A 23,127-nucleotide genomic window follows, 5' to 3' on the forward strand; every position below is an offset into this window, starting at 1 on the left:
AAATGTGGGAAAATAAATTTCAAAAAGAAGGTTTAACATTTGATGATGTGCTATTAGTACCAGCTAAAAGTGACATTTTACCTAAAAAAGTTGATCTAAAAGTTAGTTTAACGGAGAAAATTAAACTATCAGTGCCAATTATTTCTGCTGCGATGGATACAGTAACAGAACACAAAATGGCAATAGCAATGGCTCGTGAAGGTGGAATCGGTGTTATTCACAAAAATATGACTATCGAAGAACAAGCTGAACAAGTAAGAAAAGTTAAACGTTCAGAAAGTGGAGTTATTACAGATCCTTTCTTCCTTACACCAGATAGTCTAGTATATGAAGCAGAAAACTTAATGCAACAATACAGAATTTCAGGTGTACCGATTGTAAACAATGAAGATGATATGAAAGTTGTTGGGATTATTACAAACCGTGATATGAGATTTTTAACTGACTTTGATATTAAAATTAGCGAAGTAATGACTAAAGAGCACCTTATTACTGCTCCAGAAAAAACTACGCTAGAAGAAGCTAGTGTAATTTTACGTAGTCACAAAATTGAAAAATTAATTTTAACTGATGAAGCAGGTAAATTAACAGGATTGATCACTATTAAAGATATTGAGAAATTAGCTAAATATCCTAACTCAGCAAAAGATGCTAAAGGGCGTCTGTTAGTAGCCGCTTCTGTAGGTATTACTAACGATACAGTTGATCGTGTTGATGCTTTAGTAGAAGCTGGAGTTGATGCTATCGTAGTTGATACTGCTCACGGACACTCTAAAGGGGTATTAGATGCAGTTAAAACATTAAGAACTAACTATCCTGAGTTAGATATTATCGCAGGAAATGTAGCAACAGGAGAAGCAGCTCGTGATTTATTCGAAGCTGGAGCGGATGTTGTAAAAGTAGGTATTGGACCTGGTTCAATCTGTACTACACGTGTAGTTGCAGGGGTAGGAGTTCCACAAATCACAGCTATTTATGACTGTGCGACAGTAGCTCGCGAATTAGGAAAAACAATCATCGCTGATGGTGGAATTAAATATACTGGAGACGTAGTAAAAGCTATCGCAGCTGGAGGACACGCAGTAATGCTAGGTTCTATGCTTGCTGGTTGTGAAGAATCTCCAGGTGAATTAGAAATCTTCCAAGGTAGAACATTCAAAGCATACCGAGGAATGGGATCAATTTCTGCAATGGAAAAAGGATCTAAAGACCGTTACTTCCAAGAAGATGGTAAGAAATTAGTTCCAGAAGGAATCGAAGGACGTACACCTTATAAAGGTGCTGTTTCTGAAACAATTTACCAAATCATTGGTGGATTACGTGCAGGTATGGGTTACACTGGTTCACGTGACTTACGTGCACTTCGTGAAAACTCACAATTTGTTCGTATGACAGGTGCTGGATTAATCGAATCTCACCCACACGACGTTCAAATTACAAAAGAAAGTCCAAACTACTCTAAATAATAATTATAGATAATAAGAAGCTAGGAGCTTGAAGTTCAAGTTCCTAGCTTTATTTTGAATAAAAAAGAAAGCCGAAGTGGGATTTAGACCTATACTCCAACTTTCTTATATAACCTATAGTTTTAAATTTGTTTAGTTAAGTCAATCATTTCAAGAAGACCTTGAGCACATTCACTACCTTTGTTTCCGGCTTTTGAACCAGCTCTTTCGATAGCTTGATCGATATCTTCAGTAGTAATAACACCGAACATTACAGGAATTTCGCTGTTAAGGTTAATTTGTCCTACACCTTTTGCTACCTCGTTACAAACTAGGTCATAGTGACTAGTGCTTCCACGAATAATGCTTCCTAATGTAACGATACCATCGTATTTATTTGTAGCTACTAATTTTTTAGTAATAAATGGAATTTCGAATGCTCCTGGAACCCAGTATACATCGATGTTTTCTTCTTTTACTTCATTTCTAATTAATGTATCTTTAGCTCCACCTAATAATTTAGATGTGATGAACTCGTTAAAACGTGCTACTACGATTGCTACTTTAATATCTTTACCTATAAATTTTCCTTCAAATGTTGTCATAATAATATTCTCCTTATATATCTAAAAAGTGATTAAATCTTATTTTTTTTGTTTGTAAATAGTGTTTGTTTTCTTTATGTGGTTTTATCTTAATTGGTTCACGGTCAACTATGTTTATTCCTAAAGAGCTTAGTTGTTCTACTTTGTCAGGATTGTTAGTAAGTAGTTTTACCGATTTTATTCCTAAGTAATCTAATATATCTACTGCAATACTATAATCCCTCTCATCGGGAGCGAAACCTAATTGCACATTAGCATCGTAAGTATCTACACCTTGTTCTTGCAATTGGTAAGCAAGAAGTTTATTTCTAAGTCCGATTCCTCGTCCTTCTTGTCTTAAATAGAGAACTGCACCGCGACCTAGTTCTGAGATTTTTTGAAGTGCGGCATGTAATTGTTCACCGCAATCACATCTATGAGAAGCGAATATATCCCCTGTTAAACATTCTGAGTGAACTCGTATTAGTAAAGGTTCTTCAGAAGTTAAATCTCCTTTGCTAATAATTAAATGTTCTTTATTAAATTCATCTTCGAACAGCTGTAAATCAAAGTCTCCAAATTCTGTTGGAAGCTTTACTTTAACGCTTTCTTCAAATGACAAAAAACGTGTTAGTTCATCTAAGTCAACAACTGTTAAATTCCATTTTTTAGCGAATTCATACAAGTCATCTCTTCTAGCCATAGTACCATCTTCATTCATAATTTCACAGATGTACGAAGCTTCAGTGCTATTAGCTAATCTTGCTAAATCTAGGCTAGCCTCTGTGTGACCACGACGAACTTTGATTCCACCATCACGCCCAATAAGAGGGAACATGTGTCCAGGTCTATTAAAATCTTCTGGTCTCGAATTAGGATTTGCTAATTCTTTTATAGTAGTTGCTCTTTCAAAAGCAGAGATTCCTGTAGTTGATGTTTTATAATCAACACTTACTGTAAATGCAGTCTCATGCGGATCAGTATTTTTATCTAGCATTGAGTGTAGATTCAAGCGTTGTGCTATTTCAGTTGAAACAGGTGAGCAAATTAAACCACGGGCGTATTTTGTCATGAAGTTTACATTTTCACCTGTAACTAGTTCAGCTAATCCAACTAAATCTCCTTCCGCTTCTCTGTCGTCATCATCGATAAGAACAATTAATTTTCCAGCTTTTAGGTCTTCGATTGCTTGTCTTATATTATTAATCATTTAACTTTCCTCCAAATAATTTTAATTGAGCTTTTATGTATTTTGCTAGAATATCGGTCTCAATATTTACATTGTCACCAATTTTCAATTTTTCTAGATTTGTATGTTTTGCAGTATGTGGAATTAACGAAACTGTAAATTTATTATTGTCACAAGTTACTACTGTTAAACTTATTCCGTTTATGGTAATTGAGCCTTGATTAATGATTTCTCCTTGGAATTTATTTGGATAAGCAAAAGTTAGAAGAATAGCATTTTCATCTTTTTGTCTTGCTGCTAATTGTGCTAATCCATCACTGTGACCCGAAACGATATGTCCTTCGAATCTATCTGAATGTCCCATTGCAGGTTCAAGATTTACAGAGTCATTTACTTTTAGCTCTTTAAATGTTGTTCTCTTATAAGTCTCAGGCATAATATCAACTGTGAATTGTGATGAACTTTTTTGAACACACGTTAAACATACACCATTTACAGCCATACTATCACCGATTTTATATGTTTCCAATAAGTTCTTAGTTGCTTGTATTGTTAATTTTATACTGTGACTTGATTTTATAATTTTTACTATTTTCCCTTGTTCTTTTATTAATCCTGTAAACATTGACTTTCTTTCCTTCCTGAGATTCTTATATCTTCACCGAGTTTTGTTACATTAATATCGTGTAAAGTGATTTTTTCATTAGTAGGCCTATCACTACTAAATGATGAAGTATTTCTTCCTCCTAAGAGTGTAGGGGAAATATATGAAATTACTTCATCCCAATAGCCACTAGCAAGGAATTGATCGTGGATACAAGGGCCACCTTCTACGTAAACTGACTGTATACCAAGTTTTGCAATTTCAGTAAGAATTTCTTTTATTGTAAATTCGTTAGGTGTAACGATAGTTACATGTGAAGGTAAGTCTTCATTTTTGTGTTTTGAAAAAACTATAACTTCAGAAGAATCATCTTTAAAGAGATTTAGTTCTTTATGTTGAAAAATAGTTCCTTCTTTATCTAATATTATTCTTTTTGGTGGGTATAACGAAGTGTTGGCTCCAGTTAATTTTGGATTATCTATTAACACAGTTTTTGCCCCAACAAGAATAGCTTGATAATTATCTCGTTCTTTTCTGACGAAGTCGTACACTTCTTTTCCTGTTATTTGAGTTCTTTCATTAGTAAAGGCTAATTTTCCATCAAGACTGGTAGCTTGTTTTAAGACTACATATGGTCTATTTTGTGTATGGAATAAATTATAAGCATAATTTAGACTGTAAGCTTCTTTTTCCAAGATACCAGTTATAACTTCAATTCCATTATCACGTAAGAATTTAATTCCTTTACCACTAACTATTGGGTTAGGATCTAATTGAGCAACAACAACTTTAGAGATGCCCATTTTCAATATGGCTTCTGTACAAGGGGGTTGTTTTCCTCTGTGGTTACATGGTTCTAATGTGACGTATAGAGTTGAATTAAATATTTTTTCAGGAGTTTTACAAGTAGAAATAGCATTTTTTTCAGCATGTTCACAACCGTAACGAAGGTGTGCACCTCTTGCGACAATTTTATTATCTTTTACTATAATTGCACCGACTAGAGGATTGGTATGTGTATATTTTGTACCACGTTTGGCCTCTAATAGAGCAAGATTCATAAAATATTCATGCATAGTATCAACTCCTTTATAAAAATAAAAACCCGATAATATTTGATGATTCAAATAATCGGGATTGATGGTTTGTTTTTTATTCGATAAAAAGTACTGAATGTATAATTATAATACATTCTAGGTTGTATATTATCAGTAGTATTAGATATATTTATCTTAATGCTATAATTTCTTCTCCCATCCAGACTATACTGTCGGTTCTGGAATCTCACCAGATCAGCTTGCGCTCACGGACTTCTAGAAAACTAGTCACCGCCGGTTGGGAATTACACCCGACCCCGAAGAAATATTTAATTCATGACTTAATGATAGCACTATTGAAAACGTATGTCAATAATTATAGTTTATTTATAAAAAAATATTTAAAACGCTATAAAAAAATAAGAGTGATTCAACAGATGGGATTTCTACGAAATCGTTATTTGAATCACTCCAAATAGTTTTAAATTATATTATAAAAATTGTGCTAAGCAAACGATAAGAATAATAACTGGTAGTATATATCTTAATAGGAATAACCATGTTCTGAATAATACTAGGCTTGTTTTGTTATGCTCATTAATGTGTAATTGTTCCTTGGCAACTTTTTTGTCTAGTACATATCCAGTGAATATTGATAGTGCAAGACAACCAAGTGGCATAAGTATATTAGATACTAAGAAGTCCATTAAATCGAAAACTGTTTTTCCGAATATTAATGTATCAGATAATGAACCGTAAGATAGAGCTGAAGGAATTCCAACGATGAAAGTTAAGATTCCGATGATTACACTGAATTTAGTACGGTTAGTATTTTTTTGGTTAGTAATATTTCCTACATTGATTTCTAACATAACTACAGATGAAGTAATAGTAGCGAATAAGAATAATATTAAGAATAGAATGTAGAAAATTTTACCGAATGCCATATTGTTGAATAATTGTGGTAATACGATGAATAATAAACTTGGCCCACCTTCAGATTTCATTCCGAATGAACTCATAGCTGGGAAGATTGCAAGTCCTGCCATTATAGAAACGGCAATGTTCATTAATACAACCGAAATACCTGATTGAACCAGGTTAGTTCTTCTATCAAGGTATGATGCATAAGTTAACATAGCCGTAACCCCGATAGAAAGTGCGAAGAACGATTGACCAAGTGCGAATAAAATACCAGAACTAGTGATTTTAGAAAAATCAGGTTTTAGGAAGTAAGTAACTCCAGCCATTGCATTTGGTAATGTTAATGATCTTGCGATAATTACTAAGAATATAATGAATAATAGTGGCATCATAATTTTTGATGCTTTTTCAATACCTTTTTGAACACCACGAGATACTATAAGAATATTCAATAAGATGAATAAAGCCTGAGCTCCTAATGCAATCCAAGTATTTGAGATAACACTCGTGAATAGGGCAGCGTGATCGCCAGTAGCATGAAGCCCAAGAGCATCGGTAACTGAAATACCTAAGTATACTAAAATCCATCCACCTATAACACTATAGAATGATAGTAAGATGAATAGGGCGAATCCACCGATATAACCAATAATATTATAATTTTTGTTTTTTCCTAGTTTACCAAAAGTTCTAATGGCTGAAACTCCAGCACCACGACCAAGTACAAATTCAGCAAGAAGTAGTGGTAGTCCAATTAAAAGAGTGAAGATAAGGAAGACTAGTAAGAATCCACCTCCACCATTTGCTGCTGTCATATATGGGAATTTCCATACAGCTCCAAGACCTATCGCAGATCCCGCTGAAGCAAGTATGAAACCTATTTTAGAACTCCATTTTGAATTTTCTGACATAAAATTTCTCCTCCTGTTAATTGAAAATAAATAAAAGCTATTTAGAAAATACTAAATAGCTTTTAAAATATATATAATACTATACTCAAGGCCATTTAGTATTTTTACCAATGGCCTAAAAACATGTTTAACTAGCCATTGTAGACATCGTTGCACTTATATCTACAATGCTATGAGATATAAGTGCTGCTAAAATGGCACGAAAAAGTATTCTCTTTTACTAGTTAAAATTTTAGTTTTCATTATTGAGTAGCTCCTTTATTAATTGTAATTAAAATCTTAACATTTATCTGAAAATTTGTCAATAATTTTTTGAAAACTTTTGATTAGTTGATTTATTTAGCAATAGTAAAAGGAAAGTAGAGGAGAATGTAATATATTATAAGAAAAATCACCACACTCAAGTAAGATTACTTAAATATGGTGATTTAATTTTAGTTTTTAATTATATTTTTATAGATTATTCATTATCTAATTGCATGTAAACAACTTGAGTAGTTAGGTATTCTTCTAAACCATGTTTACCGTCAGCTCCACCGATACCAGATTTACGACGTCCAGCGTGGAATCCTTGCATAGCTTCGAAGTTTTCACGGTTGATGTATGTTTCACCAAATTTTAGCCCATTTACAGCTTTGAATGCAGTATTTAGGTTAGTAGTGTAAACTGATGAAGTTAATCCATATTCTGAATCATTTGCATATTCTAATACTTCTTCTAAAGTTTTGAATGTTGCTACTGGGATTACAGGTCCGAATGTTTCTTCTTTCATAATTTTCATTTCGTTAGTTACATCTGTTAAAACAGTTGGTCCAAAGAAGTATCCTACTTGATTTTCATCACGAGTTCCACCATATGATAGAGTCGCACCTTGTTTTACTGCATAAGCAACTTTTTCTGCAACAGCGTCTACAGCACGTTTTTCGATAAGTGGACCATAATCTAAACCACCTTCTTTGTTAGGGTCACCGAATTTAACTTTATCAAGTTCAGCGAATAAGATTTTTTCGAATTCATCTTTAACATCTTCATGAACGTATACTCTTTCTGCACAGTTACAAACTTGTCCTGAGTTAATTACACGAGATGCTACAATCGCTTTTGCAGCAAGATTTAAATCTGCGTCTTTAAATACGATAGCTGGGGCTTTTCCTCCAAGTTCTAAAGAAACATTAGTGATGTTTTCAGCAGCAGCTCTCATAACTTCTTGTCCAGCTGTTAAGCTACCTGTTAAACTTACTAAGCCAACTTTAGGGTTAGAAGCTAATCTATTTCCTACAACAGATCCACGTCCGTGAATAATATTAAGGATACCTTTTGGAAGACCAACTTCTACACAGATTTCAGCGAAAATATCGGCATTTATTGGAGTTAATTGACTTGGTTTCAATACAATTGTATTACCAGTAAGTAATGCTGGTGCCGCTTTTCTAGCGATTAAGAAGAATGGGAAGTTCCAAGGTAAAATACCAGTAGTTACTCCGTGAGGGCGTTTGAATAAGAAGATGTGCTCATCTTGTCTATCACTTTGAATAATTTCTCCTTCATATCTTCTAGCCCATTCAGCCATATAATCTAAGTAATCAGCTGTGAATAATACTTCAACTTTTGCTAAATCGAAAGTTTTACCACCTTCATTAACAATAGTTTGTGTAATTTCTGGTTCACGTTCGCGGATGCGTTCAGCAATTTTTCTAAGATATGCACCTCTTTGAATTGCAGGTAATTTTTCCCAATCACGTTGAGCCACTTCTGCTACGTCAATTGCGCGGTCTACATCTGCTTCTGAAGAAGAAGGGATTTTAGCGATAACTTCTTCTGTAGATGGATTTAGTACGTTTATATAATCGTAATTTGTATTTTCTTCGAATTCCCCGTTAATAAAATTTTTTAAAACTTTAACTTCACTCATAGTTAATTCTCCTTTTTCTGTTTTTCTTATAAGTAAACGTTATCATTACTGTATTAACATTGTATCTTATGAAAAAATATAAATCAAGTAGTTTGTTTATATTTTTTGATATATATTTATGTATTTAAACTTTTATCTATGCATTTTTACAAAAAAAGTTATATATAATTTTAAATAGAAGAAATGAATAATTTAAAAATGGTATAAAGAATTAAATTATTTTTATTTCCTGTAACATATCAAGTAAAGCGCATACATAAAAGTGAAAGATTATTAGATAATAATATTGTTATTATTGTACTTGATACAGTTTTTCTGAAATATTAAATTTTAATGCATTAAGTAACTAAAGAAAATAATAGTAAAAAATTTTTCCAAGCAAAAATATTTCCATTAGCAATGTATTTAGTGGTATAATCTTAGGTAAGAAACATTAGGAGGTTCATTAATGAAACAAAATATCGGAGTTATCGGTTTATCAGTAATGGGAAGTAATCTTGCATTAAATATTGCAGATAATGGTTTTAAAGTTGCAGTATTTAATAGAACAACATCTGTTGTAGATAAAATGCTAGAAGAGCACCCACACAAAAATGTAACAGGGAGATATTCATTACAAGAATTAGTCGATGGACTAGAAAAACCAAGAAAAATTGTCTTAATGGTTAAAGCAGGCTTTGCTGTAGATAGTCTAATTGAACAATTAACACCACTTCTTGATAAAGGAGATATCATTATTGACGGAGGAAACTCATTCTTTAAAGATACTCAAAGAAGATATGATCTATTATTAGAAAAAGGAATTAACTACTTTGGAGTTGGTGTATCAGGAGGAGAAGAAGGTGCTAGATTCGGTCCTGCTTTAATGCCTGGTGGTGATGAAAAAGCTTACGAAGAAATTCGTCCTATTTTAGAAGCTATTGCGGCTAAAGTTAATGGTGTTCCTTGTTGTAGTTATACTTCAACTGGTGGAGCAGGTCATTATGTGAAAATGGTTCACAATGGTATCGAATATGGAGATATGCAACTAATTTCAGAAGCTTACAAAGTGCTTAAACACTTAGGAGGTTTCTCAAATGAAGAATTACAAAAAACATTTGAAGAATGGAATAAAGGTGAATTAGAATCTTATCTAATTGAAATTACAGCAAACATCTTCAAAGTAAAAGAAGAAGATGGAAGCTACTTAGTAGATAAAATCTTAGATAAATCTCAACAAAAAGGTACTGGGAAATGGACTAACGAACAAGCTATTGATTTAGGAATTGATGTATCAGTTATTACAGCTGCGTTAAATGGAAGATATATGTCAAATCTTAAAGAAGAACGCGTTCGCGCTGAAAAAGAATTTGCTCGTAAACCTTATGCAGTAGTCGAAGATAAAGAACGACTAAAAAATATTGTAAAAGATGCTTTATTTATTTCAAAAATTGTATCTTATGCACAAGGATTCAAATTATTACAAGCTGCTGAGAAAGAATACAACTGGACATTTGATTATTCACAAATTGCTAAAATTTTCCGTGGTGGATGTATTATTCAAGCGAAAATTTTACAAAATATTATCGAAGCATACCAAAATAATCCAAAATTAGAAAACTTAATCTTTGATCCATTCTTTAAAGAAGTTATTGAAACAAGACAAGATAGCTTACGTGAAGTTGCTACTTTAGCGATTTCTAATAGATTACCACTAAGTGCTATGACTTCTGCAGTTTCTTACTTAGATATCTACACTACAGCAGAAAGTGGTGCTAACTTAATTCAAGCGCAACGTGACTATTTTGGAGCACACACTTTCGAAAGAACAGATAAAGAAGGAAATTATCACTATGACTGGGTTGGAAACAATGAAAAATAAAACAGCAATAACACTTTTTGGAGGAACAGGGGATCTTACATATAGAAAACTGTTACCTGCATTATATAACTTAAATGTATTAGGGAAATTAGCTGATGATTTTAAGATAGTTGTGATTGGTCGTAGAGCTTATACGCAGTCAGAATATATAGATATTGCTCATACGTGGGTAAAAGAGTATGCACGTACTAAATTCGACGATGAACAATTTGATGCATATGCTAAAAAAATTATCTATTTCAAAATGGATATGACAAATGAAGATGACTATGAGATGTTACAAGCATTTTATTCTGAACAAGATATACAAAATCATGTTTACTACTTCGCGGTGGCTCCATCATTCTTCATAACTATTACAAATGGTCTAAAAAAATATTGCTCAGAAAATAATGCGAAAGTTATTATTGAAAAACCATTTGGAGAAGATTTAGAAAAAGCTGGGATACTAAATGATGAGCTTGCTAAATTCTTTAATCAAGATGAAATTTATCATATTGACCATTACCTAGGTAAAGAGATGATTCAAAATATTTTATCTTTACGTTTTGAAAATATCATCTTCAAAGGCATCTGGAATAAAGATTTTATCGAAAATGTTCAAATTACTGCTGCAGAAACTGTAGGTGTTGGAACTAGGGCTAGTTACTATGATAAGAGTGGTGCTTTAAAAGATATGGTTCAAAATCACCTATTACAGGTTCTATCATTAGTAGCTATGGAAGAACCAAAAGAAGAGGGAAGTCGTGGTATTCACGAGAGTCAATACAATCTTCTTTCTGCGCTTAAACCGATTGAAGATGTTCATGAAAGTTTAGTAATGGGGCAATATGAAGGATATCTACAAGAACAAAATATTCCTGCTGATTCTAAAACAGAAACTTATGCGGCGCTTAAATTATTTATAGATAATGAACGTTGGGAAGGTGTACCATTCTTTATAAGAACTGGTAAGAAACTAGAAAAACGAGAAACTCAAGTAGTTGTTCAATTTAAATCTGTAGGAACTTCTCCAGGAAATGTATTAATAATAAAAATTCAACCTGAAGAAGGTGTGTATTTCCAATTTAATGCTAAAAAACCAGGTACAGAACAAGAATTACAACCAATTTCACTTGATTTCTGCCAAAGTTGTATACTAGAAAATATAGTAAATACACCTGAAGCTTATGAAAGATTATTAGATGCTTGTTTTAGAGAGGATAGAGCATTATTCTCTCAATGGAATCAAATAGTTGAATCTTGGACATTTGTTAATAAACTTATAGCTAAGTATGAAGAACAAGGTTCTCCATTATACACATATGAACAAGGTTCAAAAGGTCCAAAAGAGGCTGATAATTTAGTGGATTGGGTTAAATAATTATTTAGATGTATTGTAAGACTTTATGTCATGCAATACATCTTTTTTGCAGTGTAGGTGTTTTTTTAGGGGTTGCTAGTTAGGAAAGTTTACGTTAAGCATGAAGTATAGTATAATGAAAATATAAGAAAAATTTAAATGATTATTTTCAAAAGGAGTTAAGATATGAGACTGTTAGATTCAATGTTAGAATACAATGAGTATTTTGTTAAATTCGAAGAGTATGAAAAATATAAGACAGAAGATAAATATCCAGCTAAGAGAGTAGTAATGTTTACGTGTATGGATACAAGGTTAGTTGAACTTGCAACAAAGTCTTTGAATCTATCTTCAGGAGACGTTAAAGTTGTGAAAAATGCAGGTGCTATATTAACTCATCCTTTTGGATCGATTATGAGAAGTTTGATAATAGCAGTGTATATGTTAAAAGCAGATGAGATTATAGTTATGGGACATCATGACTGTGGTATGCAAAATATTGATACTAATCTAATTATGGAAAAAATGCGAGATAGAGGTGTTGGGAAAGAAACTATTGATATTCTTCAATACTCTGGACTTGATTTAAATACTTGGCTACATGGTTTTGACGATGTTGAAGAAAGTGTTGGGCATGATGTTAATATGATTATGAATCATCCATTAATACCAAAAGACGTCCCTGTACATGGTTTAGTAATAAATCCAAGTAACGGGAAAGTTGATTTAGTTGTTAATGGCTATGAAAATCTAAGAAAATAGAAAGGGGATAGTAAGTTGAAGAAAATATTAATCTTGAATACAGGTGGAACAATCTCTATGAGTGAGGATCAAACAACGGGTAAAGTTTCGCCGACTGATAAGAATCCAATTGGTGTTGGAGGAAGTATGTTTTCTTATATTGGAGATTTAGTAGTTGAAGATTTATATCATCTTGCTTCTCCTCAGATAACAGAACATGAAATGTTAGGTATAAAGAATAGGATACTAGAAGCGGTAACACAAGGATATGATGGCGTAGTAGTTACACATGGTACTGATACGCTTGAAGAAACTGCGTATTATTTAGAATTAACATTAGATGTGAATATTCCAGTAGTGGTAACAGGAGCGATGCGTTCTAGTAATGAAATAGGAGCGGATGGACTTGCTAATCTAAGAAGTTCTTTAGTAGTTGCTGTTAGTGATGAAAGTTGTGATAAAGGTGTATTAGTAGTTATGAATGATGAGGTGCATACAGCTACCTATGTTACTAAAACACATACTACAAATGTAGCGACTTTCCAAACACCAACTTTTGGACCTATAGGATTAGTATCTAAAAATAGTGTAATTTATTTCCAAAAATTAATAAATGAAGAACATTACGATGTAAATGTTTTTGGTAAGAAAGTGTACTTATTAAAGGCGTATGCTGGTATGGGAGATGAGCTTATTAATGCAGTCGCAAATCTTGGAGCAGATGGGTTAGTGATTGAAGCTCTAGGTGCTGGTAATTTACCTCCAAGGACTGTTCCGGCGATAAGAGAATGTATTAAGAAGAAAATACCTGTAGTATTTGTTTCCCGTGCATTTAATGGTGTTACTCAAGATGTATATGATTACGAAGGTGGCGGTAAGAGATTCCAACAAGATGGAGTTATTTTTACAACGGGACTTAGTGGACAGAAAGCTAGAATTAAGTTATTAGTTTTATTAGAAGCAGGAGTCGATTTTGATAATTTAAAAAATTATTTTTAGCAATAATTTGTGAATTTATTGAAATATGAAGAAGGTTGAATATTTTTTATAATTATGGTAGTATATTAAATGATTAAAATTAGGAAAGAGGTGTAGAGTTGAAATTTAAATATCATAAGTCGTATAGAGGATTTTATCTATTAGAGGATAATAAATTTAAACGACCATACCAAAAATTAGATCAAGAGAAAACGCTAGAAAACTTAAATGAAGAAATTGAGTTTGATAAAAAAGAAATAATTGAAATAGCAGATAAATATGTAGTTTTTGTAGAAAAAGACGGCGGAAAAGTAAGTAATACAAAGAAGGCAGAGAAATCAAAAACTAAGAAAAAAATCGAAACAATTGATTTTGAAGTATTAGAATTAAAATACAAAATTCCTAGACTGTTATTACAAAAGTTGTATGGAGTTATAGTAGGGAATTCAAAAAACGGACAACGTGATTTATTATCTGTTTTATCAGTTATAGAAAATGTTACTCTAGCTGATAGTCTATTTTCTTCAAAAGTGAAAAAAATATTCTACTATAGCGATAAAGAACTGAATGAGTTGCTAGTTAGATATAATTTTGATAACTTAAATGTAGAAAATCTGAAAAAAGATATAGAGGTCAACTACCCTAGTCAATATATTTCTAATTTACCAGTCGATTATAAAGAATATGAAATGATTTTCGTATTTTATTTCATTATTCTAATTGAATTATTAGCGATATTAAAATAAGATGAATTTTTTGATTAAAATTTATTTAAAAGACTTGATTTTTATATAGGTCTTTGATATAATTTTAATCAGAAAGTTTATTTTTTTTGGAATAAGCTGGTCGAAAAACGACCTAACTGGACAGGGAGTGTCCATAGATAAACTTTCGAATAAACAGGGGAAACATAAGATGGATATTTTACATTTGTTACATATGCAAAGTAGACTTGTACCTGATATGTTTATGAAGTTTAGTAATAGGTATGAATTACTTATTGCGATAAAAGTTAATCAACCAGTAGGAAGAAAAACATTGTTGAACTTTATAAATATGACGGAAAGACAATTACGTACGGAATGTGAAGTTTTATCCAAGTTAGGGTTAATAACTAAGAAAGCTACTGGAATGAGTCTTACGGAAAAAGGAGAAGAGCTTCTACTGGAGATAAAAGAATCAGTTATAAATGATGCTTTTGCTAAGGAAAGAAGTTTTATAAAAAATCATTTTTCGATAAAACAAGTTCATATTGTAGCGGGTGACTTTATAAATAATGAGGCCACTAGAGAAGAAATGACTAACTTACTCTTGGATAAGGTTAATGCTAAGATAACTAAAGAATGCGTAATTGGAGTCAGTGGTGGTAGTACGATGTACTACATAGCCGGCAGAGCTAATGAAACATTTGGTTATGGAAAAGATGTTACTATAACGCCAATAAGAGGAGGACTATCTGTAGTAAATACAGAATATCAAGCAAATGATATAGCCTCTAAGATGGCTAAAAACTCTGGACATAATTATCAACTATTACATGCACCAGATAATATAGGACAAAAAGCATTAGAAGAACTCGTAAAAGAACCAGTCGTAAAAAATGCTCTAGATGTTATAGGTAAAACATCGATAATTATCCATAGTATAGGGAATGCTTTTGAGATGGCGAATAGAAGAAAATCTTCTAAAGATATTTTGAAAGTATTGGAAGAAAAAAATGCTGTTTGTGAATCATTTGGAAGTTATTTCGATGAGAACGGCAGTGAAATATTTAAAACCTCTACTATAGGTATGAGTTTTAAAGATGTTGATGGCATTGATAATGTCTTTACGATAGTTGGTGGAGAAGAAAAAGCTGATGCAGTATATAGTTATTTAAATACTAAACCAGCGAACGCGACATTAATTATTGACGAGGCTATTTGCAAAAAAATAATAAAAAAAGTTAATAAAAATTTTTAGGAGGAACTAAAAAATGACAGTAAAAGTAGCAATTAACGGATTTGGACGTATCGGACGTCTTGCTTTAAGAAGAATCCAAAACGTAGAAGGAATTGAAGTAGTAGCGATTAACGACTTAACACCAGTTAACCAACTAGTTCACTTATTAAAATATGATACAACTCAAGGTCGTTTCGACGGAGAAGTATCAGCAGCTGAAGGAAGCTTAGTAGTAAACGGAAAAGAAATCAAAGCATTCGCTAACCCTAACCCAACTGAATTACCATGGGGAGAATTAGGAATCGATGTAGTATTAGAATGTACTGGATTCTTCACTTCTAAAGAAAAAGCTGAAGCTCACATTCAAGCAGGAGCTAAAAAAGTTGTTATCTCAGCTCCAGGTGGAAACGACGTTAAAACTATCGTTTACAACGTAAACCACGAAACTCTAGACGGAACAGAAACAGTTATTTCAGGTGCTTCTTGTACAACTAACTGTTTAGCTCCAATGGCTAAAGCTTTACACGATAACTTTACAGTAGTTGAAGGATTAATGACTACAATTCACGGATACACTGGAGACCAAAACACACTTGACGCTCCTCACCGTGGTGGAGACTTACGTCGTGCTCGTGCAGCAGCTGTAAACATCGTACCTAACACAACTGGTGCTGCTAAAGCAATCGGATTAGTAATTCCAGAATTAAACGGAAAATTAGATGGAGCTGCACAACGTGTACCAGTACCAACAGGTTCATTAACTGAATTAGTAGCAGTAGTAGAAAAAACTGTTACAGCTGAAGAAGTTAACGCTGCTATGGAAGCTGCTTCTAACGAATCATTCGGATACAACGTTGACCCAATCGTATCTTCTGATATCGTAGGTATTTCTTACGGATCATTATTCGATGCAACTCAAACAAAAGTATTAACAGTTGGAGACAAACAATTAGTTAAAGTTGTTTCTTGGTATGACAACGAAATGTCTTACACATCTCAATTAGTAAGAACATTAAAATACTTTGCAGGATTAATTAAATAATCTATAATAGGTAATAGAAGAATAGATAAGATATAAGTCAATTTCGACTTATATCTTATCTCATATATTCTAAAATATAAATAAAAGGAGCTTTCCATGAAGAAATCTATTAAAGACTTAGGTAATTTACAAGGGAAAACTGTCTTAATGCGTGTTGATTTCAACGTGCCTTTAAAAGATGGTGAAATTACAAACGATAATCGTATTACTGCTGCATTACCAACAATTGAGTATGCTTTAAATCAAGGTGCTAAGGTAGTTGCTTTCTCACACTTAGGACGTGTTAAAGAAGAAGCTGATAAAGCATCTAAAAGCTTAGCGCCAGTAGCTGTTAGATTATCAGAATTATTAGGTAAAGAAGTAAAATTCGTAGCTGAAACTCGTGGAGCTGAATTAGAAGAAGCGGTTAAAGGATTAAAAGATGGAGAAATCTTAATGTTTGAAAACACTCGTTTCGAAGACGTTGAAGGTAAAAAAGAATCTAAAAATGATCCAGAACTTGCTAAATATTGGGCTTCTCTAGGGGATGTATTCGTAAACGATGCATTCGGAACAGCTCACCGTGCACATGCTTCAAACGTAGGTATTGCATCTAACATTGGTGAAGGGAACTCTGCTTCAGGATTCTTAGTTGATAAAGAAATCAAATTTATCGGAGGAGCAGTTGATAACCCAGAAAGACCTCTTGTTGCAATCTTAGGTGGAGCAAAAGTTTCTGATAAAATTGCAGTTATTGAAAACTTATTAGAAAAAGCTGACAAAGTAATTATTGGTGGAGGTATGGCTTATACTTTCATGAAAGCACAAGGTAAAGAAATCGGAATTTCACTTTGTGAAAATGATAAAGTTGAATATGCTCGTGAACTAATGGCCAAAGCTGGAGAAAAATTAGTATTACCAATCGATACAGTAGTAGCTAAAGAATTCTCTAACGATGCACCAAGTCGTGTAGCACAAGGTGATATCCAACCTGATGAAGAAGGATTAGACATCGGACCAAAATCAGTTGAATTATTCAAGAAAACTCTTGAAGGTGCAAAAACAGTAATTTGGAATGGACCTATGGGTGTATTTGAAATGCCTAACTTTGCTAAAGGTACAATTGGTGTTTGTGAAGCTATCGCAAACTTAGAAGGTGCTACTACTATTATCGGTGGTGGAGATAGTGCTACAGCAGCAATTTCTTTAGGATATGCTGAGAAATTCTCACACATCTCAACAGGTGGTGGAGCATCTCTAGAATATCTAGAAGGAAAAGTATTACCAGGAATTGATTCATTATCTAATAAATAATTTTAAAACTCAAGGAGAGTAACATCATGTCAAGATTACCATTTATCGCAGGAAACTGGAAAATGAACAAAAACCCACAAGAAGCTAAAGCGTTTGTTGAAGCTCTTGCTGGAAAATTACCATCATCAGATAAAGTAGAAGCAGGAATTGCAGCTCCATCTGTAGATTTAAGTGCAGTACTTAGTGCGGCAGAAGGAACAGGATTAAAAGTTGCAGCTCAAAACTGTTACTTTGAAAATTCAGGAGCTTACACAGGTGAAACTTCACCTAAAGTATTATCTGAAATGGGAGTAAACTATGTAGTAATCGGTCACTCTGAACGTCGTGATTACTTCCACGAAACAGATGAAGATATTAATAAAAAAGCAAAAGCTATCTTTGCTAATGGATTATTACCAATCATCTGCTGTGGAGAAAGTCTTGAAACATACGAAGCAGGAAAAGCAGCTGAGTTCGTAGGATCTCAAGTAAAAGGTGCTTTAGCTGACTTAACAGCTGAACAAGTAGCTTCATCAGTAATCGCTTATGAACCAATCTGGGCTATCGGAACTGGTAAATCTGCTACAAAAGAAGATGCACAAAAAATGTGTAAAGCAGTTCGTGATGTAGTTGAAGGATTATACGGTAAAGAAGTTTCTGAAAAAGTTCGTATTCAATACGGTGGATCAGTTAAACCTGAAAATGTTAAAGAATACCTATCATGCCCAGATGTTGATGGTGCATTAGTAGGTGGAGCATCTCTAGAAGCTGAATCATTCTTAGCACTTCTAGAAGGTGGAAAATTAGCTTAATTTTAGCAAAAATAAATAAATTATAGTATAATAGAATTATAAATTTAAACAACAAGGAGAAAGTTAATGTTAGCAAAAACATTTGATATTATCGCAGAAGTATATGCAAGAGAAGTTTTAGATTCACGTGGTAACCCAACTGTAGAAGTTGAAGTAACAACTGAATCAGGAGCATTTGGACGTGCATTAGTACCATCAGGAGCTTCAACTGGACAATACGAAGCAGTTGAATTACGTGATGGAGACAAAGGACGTTACCTAGGTAAAGGTGTAACTAAAGCTGTAACTAACGTTAATGAAGAAATCGCACCTTTATTAGAAGGTAAATTCGACGTATTTGATCAAGTAGGAATTGACTACGCTATGATCGAATTAGATGGAACTGAAAACAAAGGACGTCTAGGAGCTAATGCTATCTTAGGTGTATCTTTAGCAGTAGCTCACGCTGCAGCTGATTCTTTAGGAGTACCTCTATACAGATACTTAGGAGGAACTAACTCTAAAGAATTACCAACTCCAATGATGAACATCGTAAACGGTGGATCTCACTCAGATGCTCCAATCGCATTCCAAGAGTTCATGATCTTACCTGTAGGTGCTCCTACATTCAAAGAAGCTTTACGTTGGGGAGCTGAAGTATTCCACAACTTAGCTAAATTATTACACAACCGTGGTTTATCAACTGCAGTAGGTGATGAAGGTGGATTTGCTCCAACATTCGAAGGAACTGAAGATGCTGTTGAAACTATACTAGCTGCGATTAAAGCTGCTGGATTAGAACCAGGTAAAGATGTATTCTTAGGATTTGACTGTGCGTCTTCTGAATTCTACGAAAACGGAGTATACAACTACGCTAAATTCGAAGGTGAAGGTGGAGCAGTTCGTACTTCAGCACAACAAGTTGATTACTTAGAAGAATTAGTAAACAAATACCCAATCATCACTATCGAAGATGGTATGGATGAAAACGACTGGGAAGGATGGAAATTACTTACAGACCGTATCGGTAACCGTGTGCAATTAGTAGGAGACGATTTATTCGTAACTAACACTAAAAAATTATCACAAGGTATCGAACAAGGTGTTGGTAACTCAATCCTAATTAAAGTTAACCAAATCGGTACTTTAACTGAAACTCTAAACGCTATTGAAATGGCTAAACGTGCTCGTTACACAGCTGTAGTTTCTCACCGTTCTGGAGAAACTGAAGATTCTACAATCTCAGATATCGCAGTTGCAACTAACGCTGGACAAATTAAAACAGGTTCTCTTAGCCGTACAGACCGTATTGCTAAATACAACCAATTATTACGTATTGAAGATGAATTAGATGCTACAGCTGTATACCCAGGTATTCAAGCATTCTATAACATCAAACGCTAATTAGAATATTTTAAAAGAAGCAAGAGCTAAAGGCTCTTGCTTTTTTTGTTTAAATAATTATATTTTTACTTATGGAAATATAAAAAAATATTAAGGCATATTTGCAATATATTAAATGAAATAAATTCAGTATCTGCCTAGTCAAATGTAAAATATAAGAATGTAAAACGATTGCAATATTGTATTATAAACTAAAAGGTAATTTAAAAATGAAAATAGGTAAATTTAGATATTTTAAAAAGGTATTAAAATTCATATTAGTGTTAATGTGTTAAATTTAGTATATAAATGATTAAATAAATATAATAAAAAAATAACTGAACAAATGTTTGTTTTTCTCTTATAAATGTTCTTTTTATTTGTGTTATCCATGTTTTGTTGATATACAAGTTTGATTATTGTTTAAATGAAATAAAAAAATAATGGATTATTTTGAAAGTTACAACATTAAATGAACGAATAAAAATCTTTACAAGCGGTTTCATATGTGATACTATTTTAAAGAAAAGATAAATATTAAATTAACAGGAGGCTAATATGGCAAGTTTATCATTAAAAAATATTTATAAAAAATATGATAATGGTTTCTGTGCGGTAACAGATTTTAATTTAGAAGTAGCCGATAAGGAATTCGTAGTTTTTGTTGGACCATCTGGATGTGGAAAATCTACAACACTTAGAATGATTGCTGGTCTAGAAGATATAACTGAAGGAGAATTTTATATAGGGGATAGATTAGTTAATGATGTTGAACCTAAAGATAGAGATATCGCAATGGTATTCCAAAGTTATGCATTGTATCCACATATGACAGTATTTGATAATATGGCATTCGCTTTAAAATTAAGAAAAGTTCCAAAAGATGAAATTAAGGCCAAAGTAGAAGAAGCAGCAAAGATTTTAGGACTAGAAGAACTTTTAGATAGAAAACCTAAAGCACTTTCTGGAGGTCAAAGACAAAGGGTTGCATTAGGAAGAGCAATAGTTAGAAGTCCTAAGGTTTTCCTTATGGATGAACCTCTATCTAACTTAGATGCTAAACTAAGAAGTAATATGAGAGCGGAAATCATTAAAATTCATAATACTTTAGGTGCAACTACAATCTATGTAACACACGATCAAACTGAAGCTATGACAATGGCTGACAGAATTGTTGTAATGAAAAAAGGTGTAGTTCAACAAGTAGGAAGTCCAAAAGATATTTATGATCATCCTGAAAATCTTTTTGTAGCTGGATTTATCGGAGCACCAACTATGAACTTCATGAGAGGAAAAGTTGTAGAAGGTAACTTTGTTACAAAAGGTGGCGGAAATATTGAGATTCCTGTTGGATATTATGAAAAATTAAAAGAATTAGGATACGAAGGGAAAGAAGTTGTTTTAGGAATTCGACCTGAAAATATATCAAATGACCCGTTAGTATTAGAAACTTATTCACATGCTAAAATTACTTCAAAAGTAATTGTGGCTGAGTTATTAGGTTCTGAATATATCGTTCATACTGATTTAAATGGAGAAAATATCAAAGCAATTGTACACTCAAGACAAAATATTAAAATGGGTGATGAATTAACTTTTGCGCTAGATATGAATAGAGCTCATTTCTTTGATGTAGATACTGAGCTTAGTATTTTAGATTAGTTTAAATAAGACGTCAAATTTTTAAAAACATAAAATAATAAGGAGGCTCATATTATGAGAAAAATAAATAAGCTACTTGCTGTAGCAGCAACAACTGCACTTGTTTTAACAGGGTGTGTGGGTGGTAAAAAAGAAGAAAAACAAGCTGACCCGAACAAAAAAGTAGAAATTACTTATTGGGACTTCCCACAATTCACTAAAGATAAAGAATTTAAGAAAACTGAGGATTTTGATGCAGCTTTAATTAAAGCTTTCGAAGCGAAAAATCCAAATATTAAAGTAAATTATCAAAAAATAGAATTTACAGATGGACCAGCTAAAATAGAAACAGCTATTCAATCAAAAACTGCTCCAGACGTAATTTACGATGCACCAGGTCGTGTAATTGCTTGGGCAGCGAAAGATTTATTAGTTCCATTAGATGATGTTGATAAATCAAAATTAAGTGAAGCAGCAGTTAAAGCTTCTAGTTACAAAGACAAACTTTACATGTATCCACAAGGGGTAGCACCATTCTTAATGGGGGTAAACAAAGATTTAACTGATAGATTAGGAGTAACAGATCTTCTACCTCTTAACAAACAAGATAGAAGTTGGACAGTTGAAGAATATGAAAAATTCTTAAAAGCAGTTAAACAAAAAGATTCAAATATCACTCCAGCTTTATTTTATACTAAATCACAAGCAGGAGACCAAGGACCAAGAGCATTTGTAGCAAACTTATACAACTCTTGGATTACAGACGATGCAAATAGCAAATATATTATTAACGACGCTAACGGTGTTAAAGGTTTAGAATGGGTTAAAAAAGCATATGATGAAGGTTTATTAGGTCAAGGTGTTGCCTTAGAAGCTAAAGATGCTCTAGAAGCATTCAAATCAGGACGTGCAGCAACTACAATCTTATTCTCACCAGGTATCGCAGCATCACATGCATCAGGATTTAACTATAAATTCTTACCATTCCCTAACAATGGTGGAAAAGCTAAATATGACTACTTAGTAGCTGGACCAGCTATCTTTGATAATGGTGATGTAGATAAAGCAGCAGCAGCTAAAAAATTCGTTGACTTCATGGTAAATGATAAAGATTGGGGTAAACGTACTCTATTAGCATCTGGTAACTTCTCAGCTAAAAAAGGTGAAACAGGATTATATGATTCAGAAGAACTTAAATTCGCAGAAGGTTTAACAAGTCAATATGGAACATACTATAACACAATTCCTGGATTTGCTAAAATGAGACCACTTTGGTTCAATATGGTTCAAGGTGTATTAAACGGAAAAACTTCACCTAAAGAAGGATTAGATAAATTTGTTGAAGATGCAAATAAAACAATAAAAGAAGCATTGTAATTTGACGTATAAAGGGGGCTGACCCAAAAGCCCTAAATTTTAACAAGATTTATATGAAAACTCATAGACGCAGTGGTTTATTGATATCTAAATTCGCTTTATAAAAGCTTTTTAGATATCTAATAAACTGTGCGGGGGTGACTCGACAAAAT

Annotated in this window: 19 protein-coding genes and 1 riboswitch; of the genes, 13 read left to right on the top strand and 6 right to left on the bottom strand. The window is 32.9% G+C overall.

Going from position 1 to position 23,127, the window contains the following annotated elements; all coding sequences use genetic code 11:
• The first annotated feature begins 2 nt into the window (after positions 1–2).
• On the top strand, positions 3–1,466 hold the full coding sequence (gene guaB, locus PNO30_RS07580) for an IMP dehydrogenase (RefSeq protein ID WP_271987796.1): 1,464 nt from the start codon (positions 3–5) through the stop codon (positions 1,464–1,466).
• Between the two features lie 122 nt (positions 1,467–1,588).
• Here guaB and ribE read toward each other — a convergent pair whose 3' ends face one another.
• From ribE to aldA, 6 genes are all read right to left on the bottom strand, one after another.
• The gene (gene ribE, locus PNO30_RS07585) at positions 1,589–2,050 is read right to left on the bottom strand and encodes a 6,7-dimethyl-8-ribityllumazine synthase (RefSeq protein ID WP_003147907.1); all 462 of its coding nucleotides are present in this window, start codon (positions 2,048–2,050) and stop codon (positions 1,589–1,591) included.
• Between the two features lie 13 nt (positions 2,051–2,063).
• On the bottom strand, positions 2,064–3,239 hold the full coding sequence (ribA, locus tag PNO30_RS07590; RefSeq protein ID WP_271965496.1) for a GTP cyclohydrolase II: 1,176 nt from the start codon (positions 3,237–3,239) through the stop codon (positions 2,064–2,066).
• A complete protein-coding gene (locus PNO30_RS07595; RefSeq protein ID WP_271965495.1) occupies positions 3,232–3,843 on the bottom strand; it encodes a riboflavin synthase in 612 nt (203 codons plus the stop codon). The genes ribA and PNO30_RS07595 overlap by 8 nt, the downstream gene beginning before the upstream one ends.
• Positions 3,828–4,898 carry a bifunctional diaminohydroxyphosphoribosylaminopyrimidine deaminase/5-amino-6-(5-phosphoribosylamino)uracil reductase RibD gene (gene ribD, locus PNO30_RS07600; protein ID WP_271965494.1) on the bottom strand — a complete coding sequence of 357 codons (1,071 nt, stop codon included), beginning with the start codon at positions 4,896–4,898 and terminating at the stop codon, positions 3,828–3,830. The genes PNO30_RS07595 and ribD overlap by 16 nt, the downstream gene beginning before the upstream one ends.
• 165 nt (positions 4,899–5,063) lie before the next feature.
• Positions 5,064–5,188: riboswitch (FMN riboswitch) on the bottom strand.
• 162 nt (positions 5,189–5,350) lie between these two features.
• Positions 5,351–6,694 (bottom strand): sodium-dependent transporter, encoded by a 1,344-nt coding sequence (locus PNO30_RS07605; RefSeq protein ID WP_271965493.1) that lies wholly within the window; start codon positions 6,692–6,694, stop codon positions 5,351–5,353.
• A gap of 460 nt (positions 6,695–7,154) precedes the next feature.
• Positions 7,155–8,606 (bottom strand): aldehyde dehydrogenase, encoded by a 1,452-nt coding sequence (gene aldA, locus PNO30_RS07610; RefSeq protein WP_271965492.1) that lies wholly within the window; start codon positions 8,604–8,606, stop codon positions 7,155–7,157.
• Positions 8,607–9,054: 448 nt separating this feature from the next.
• Here aldA and gnd point away from each other — a divergent pair, with 448 nt between their 5' ends.
• The 12 genes from gnd (at position 9,055) to PNO30_RS07670 (ending at position 22,975) form a co-directional block, all read left to right on the top strand.
• Positions 9,055–10,467: a decarboxylating NADP(+)-dependent phosphogluconate dehydrogenase gene (gene gnd, locus PNO30_RS07615; RefSeq protein ID WP_271987797.1), complete on the top strand. Its 1,413-nt coding sequence runs from the start codon at positions 9,055–9,057 to the stop codon at positions 10,465–10,467.
• Entirely contained in the window at positions 10,439–11,830 is a 1,392-nt protein-coding gene (gene zwf, locus PNO30_RS07620; protein WP_271987798.1) for a glucose-6-phosphate dehydrogenase, read from the top strand. Before gnd ends, zwf begins: the two co-directional genes overlap by 29 nt.
• A 165-nt stretch (positions 11,831–11,995) precedes the next feature.
• Positions 11,996–12,571 (top strand): beta-class carbonic anhydrase, encoded by a 576-nt coding sequence (locus PNO30_RS07625; RefSeq protein WP_003147898.1) that lies wholly within the window; start codon positions 11,996–11,998, stop codon positions 12,569–12,571.
• A 15-nt stretch (positions 12,572–12,586) separates the two neighbouring features.
• Positions 12,587–13,549: an asparaginase gene (locus PNO30_RS07630; RefSeq protein WP_271987801.1), complete on the top strand. Its 963-nt coding sequence runs from the start codon at positions 12,587–12,589 to the stop codon at positions 13,547–13,549.
• Positions 13,550–13,647: 98 nt separating this feature from the next.
• A complete protein-coding gene (locus PNO30_RS07635) occupies positions 13,648–14,274 on the top strand; it encodes an exonuclease SbcC (protein ID WP_271965487.1) in 627 nt (208 codons plus the stop codon).
• A 169-nt stretch (positions 14,275–14,443) separates the two neighbouring features.
• Positions 14,444–15,490 (top strand): sugar-binding transcriptional regulator, encoded by a 1,047-nt coding sequence (locus PNO30_RS07640; protein WP_271965486.1) that lies wholly within the window; start codon positions 14,444–14,446, stop codon positions 15,488–15,490.
• Between the two features lie 13 nt (positions 15,491–15,503).
• Positions 15,504–16,511: a type I glyceraldehyde-3-phosphate dehydrogenase gene (gene gap / locus PNO30_RS07645; RefSeq protein ID WP_271965485.1), complete on the top strand. Its 1,008-nt coding sequence runs from the start codon at positions 15,504–15,506 to the stop codon at positions 16,509–16,511.
• Positions 16,512–16,607: 96 nt separating this feature from the next.
• Positions 16,608–17,804, top strand: coding sequence for a phosphoglycerate kinase (locus PNO30_RS07650; protein WP_271965484.1), 1,197 nt, complete (start codon positions 16,608–16,610; stop codon positions 17,802–17,804).
• Between the two features lie 26 nt (positions 17,805–17,830).
• Positions 17,831–18,595: a triose-phosphate isomerase gene (tpiA, locus tag PNO30_RS07655; protein WP_271965483.1), complete on the top strand. Its 765-nt coding sequence runs from the start codon at positions 17,831–17,833 to the stop codon at positions 18,593–18,595.
• Between the two features lie 66 nt (positions 18,596–18,661).
• Positions 18,662–19,978: a phosphopyruvate hydratase gene (eno, locus tag PNO30_RS07660; RefSeq protein WP_271965482.1), complete on the top strand. Its 1,317-nt coding sequence runs from the start codon at positions 18,662–18,664 to the stop codon at positions 19,976–19,978.
• A 537-nt stretch (positions 19,979–20,515) separates the two neighbouring features.
• Entirely contained in the window at positions 20,516–21,619 is a 1,104-nt protein-coding gene (locus PNO30_RS07665; protein WP_271987803.1) for an ABC transporter ATP-binding protein, read from the top strand.
• Positions 21,620–21,673: 54 nt separating this feature from the next.
• The gene (locus PNO30_RS07670) at positions 21,674–22,975 is read left to right on the top strand and encodes an ABC transporter substrate-binding protein (RefSeq protein WP_271987805.1); all 1,302 of its coding nucleotides are present in this window, start codon (positions 21,674–21,676) and stop codon (positions 22,973–22,975) included.
• Positions 22,976–23,127: the final 152 nt, after the last annotated feature.

This window comes from Gemella haemolysans (assembly GCF_028308085.1).
Lineage (GTDB): Bacteria > Bacillota > Bacilli > Staphylococcales > Gemellaceae > Gemella > Gemella haemolysans_D.

Bases quoted from the DNA above. Each gene is read 5' to 3' on its own strand.
- guaB (WP_271987796.1), top strand. From the start codon at position 3: ATGTGGGAAAATAAATTTCAAAAAGAAGGTTTAACATTTGATGATGTG.
- ribE (WP_003147907.1), bottom strand. From the start codon at position 2,050: ATGACAACATTTGAAGGAAAATTTATAGGTAAAGATATTAAAGTAGCA.
- ribA (WP_271965496.1), bottom strand. From the start codon at position 3,239: ATGATTAATAATATAAGACAAGCAATCGAAGACCTAAAAGCTGGAAAA.
- PNO30_RS07595 (WP_271965495.1), bottom strand. From the start codon at position 3,843: ATGTTTACAGGATTAATAAAAGAACAAGGGAAAATAGTAAAAATTATA.
- ribD (WP_271965494.1), bottom strand. From the start codon at position 4,898: ATGCATGAATATTTTATGAATCTTGCTCTATTAGAGGCCAAACGTGGT.
- PNO30_RS07605 (WP_271965493.1), bottom strand. From the start codon at position 6,694: ATGTCAGAAAATTCAAAATGGAGTTCTAAAATAGGTTTCATACTTGCT.
- aldA (WP_271965492.1), bottom strand. From the start codon at position 8,606: ATGAGTGAAGTTAAAGTTTTAAAAAATTTTATTAACGGGGAATTCGAA.
- gnd (WP_271987797.1), top strand. From the start codon at position 9,055: ATGAAACAAAATATCGGAGTTATCGGTTTATCAGTAATGGGAAGTAAT.
- zwf (WP_271987798.1), top strand. From the start codon at position 10,439: ATGACTGGGTTGGAAACAATGAAAAATAAAACAGCAATAACACTTTTT.
- PNO30_RS07625 (WP_003147898.1), top strand. From the start codon at position 11,996: ATGAGACTGTTAGATTCAATGTTAGAATACAATGAGTATTTTGTTAAA.
- PNO30_RS07640 (WP_271965486.1), top strand. From the start codon at position 14,444: ATGGATATTTTACATTTGTTACATATGCAAAGTAGACTTGTACCTGAT.
- gap (WP_271965485.1), top strand. From the start codon at position 15,504: ATGACAGTAAAAGTAGCAATTAACGGATTTGGACGTATCGGACGTCTT.
- PNO30_RS07650 (WP_271965484.1), top strand. From the start codon at position 16,608: ATGAAGAAATCTATTAAAGACTTAGGTAATTTACAAGGGAAAACTGTC.
- tpiA (WP_271965483.1), top strand. From the start codon at position 17,831: ATGTCAAGATTACCATTTATCGCAGGAAACTGGAAAATGAACAAAAAC.
- eno (WP_271965482.1), top strand. From the start codon at position 18,662: ATGTTAGCAAAAACATTTGATATTATCGCAGAAGTATATGCAAGAGAA.
- PNO30_RS07665 (WP_271987803.1), top strand. From the start codon at position 20,516: ATGGCAAGTTTATCATTAAAAAATATTTATAAAAAATATGATAATGGT.
- PNO30_RS07670 (WP_271987805.1), top strand. From the start codon at position 21,674: ATGAGAAAAATAAATAAGCTACTTGCTGTAGCAGCAACAACTGCACTT.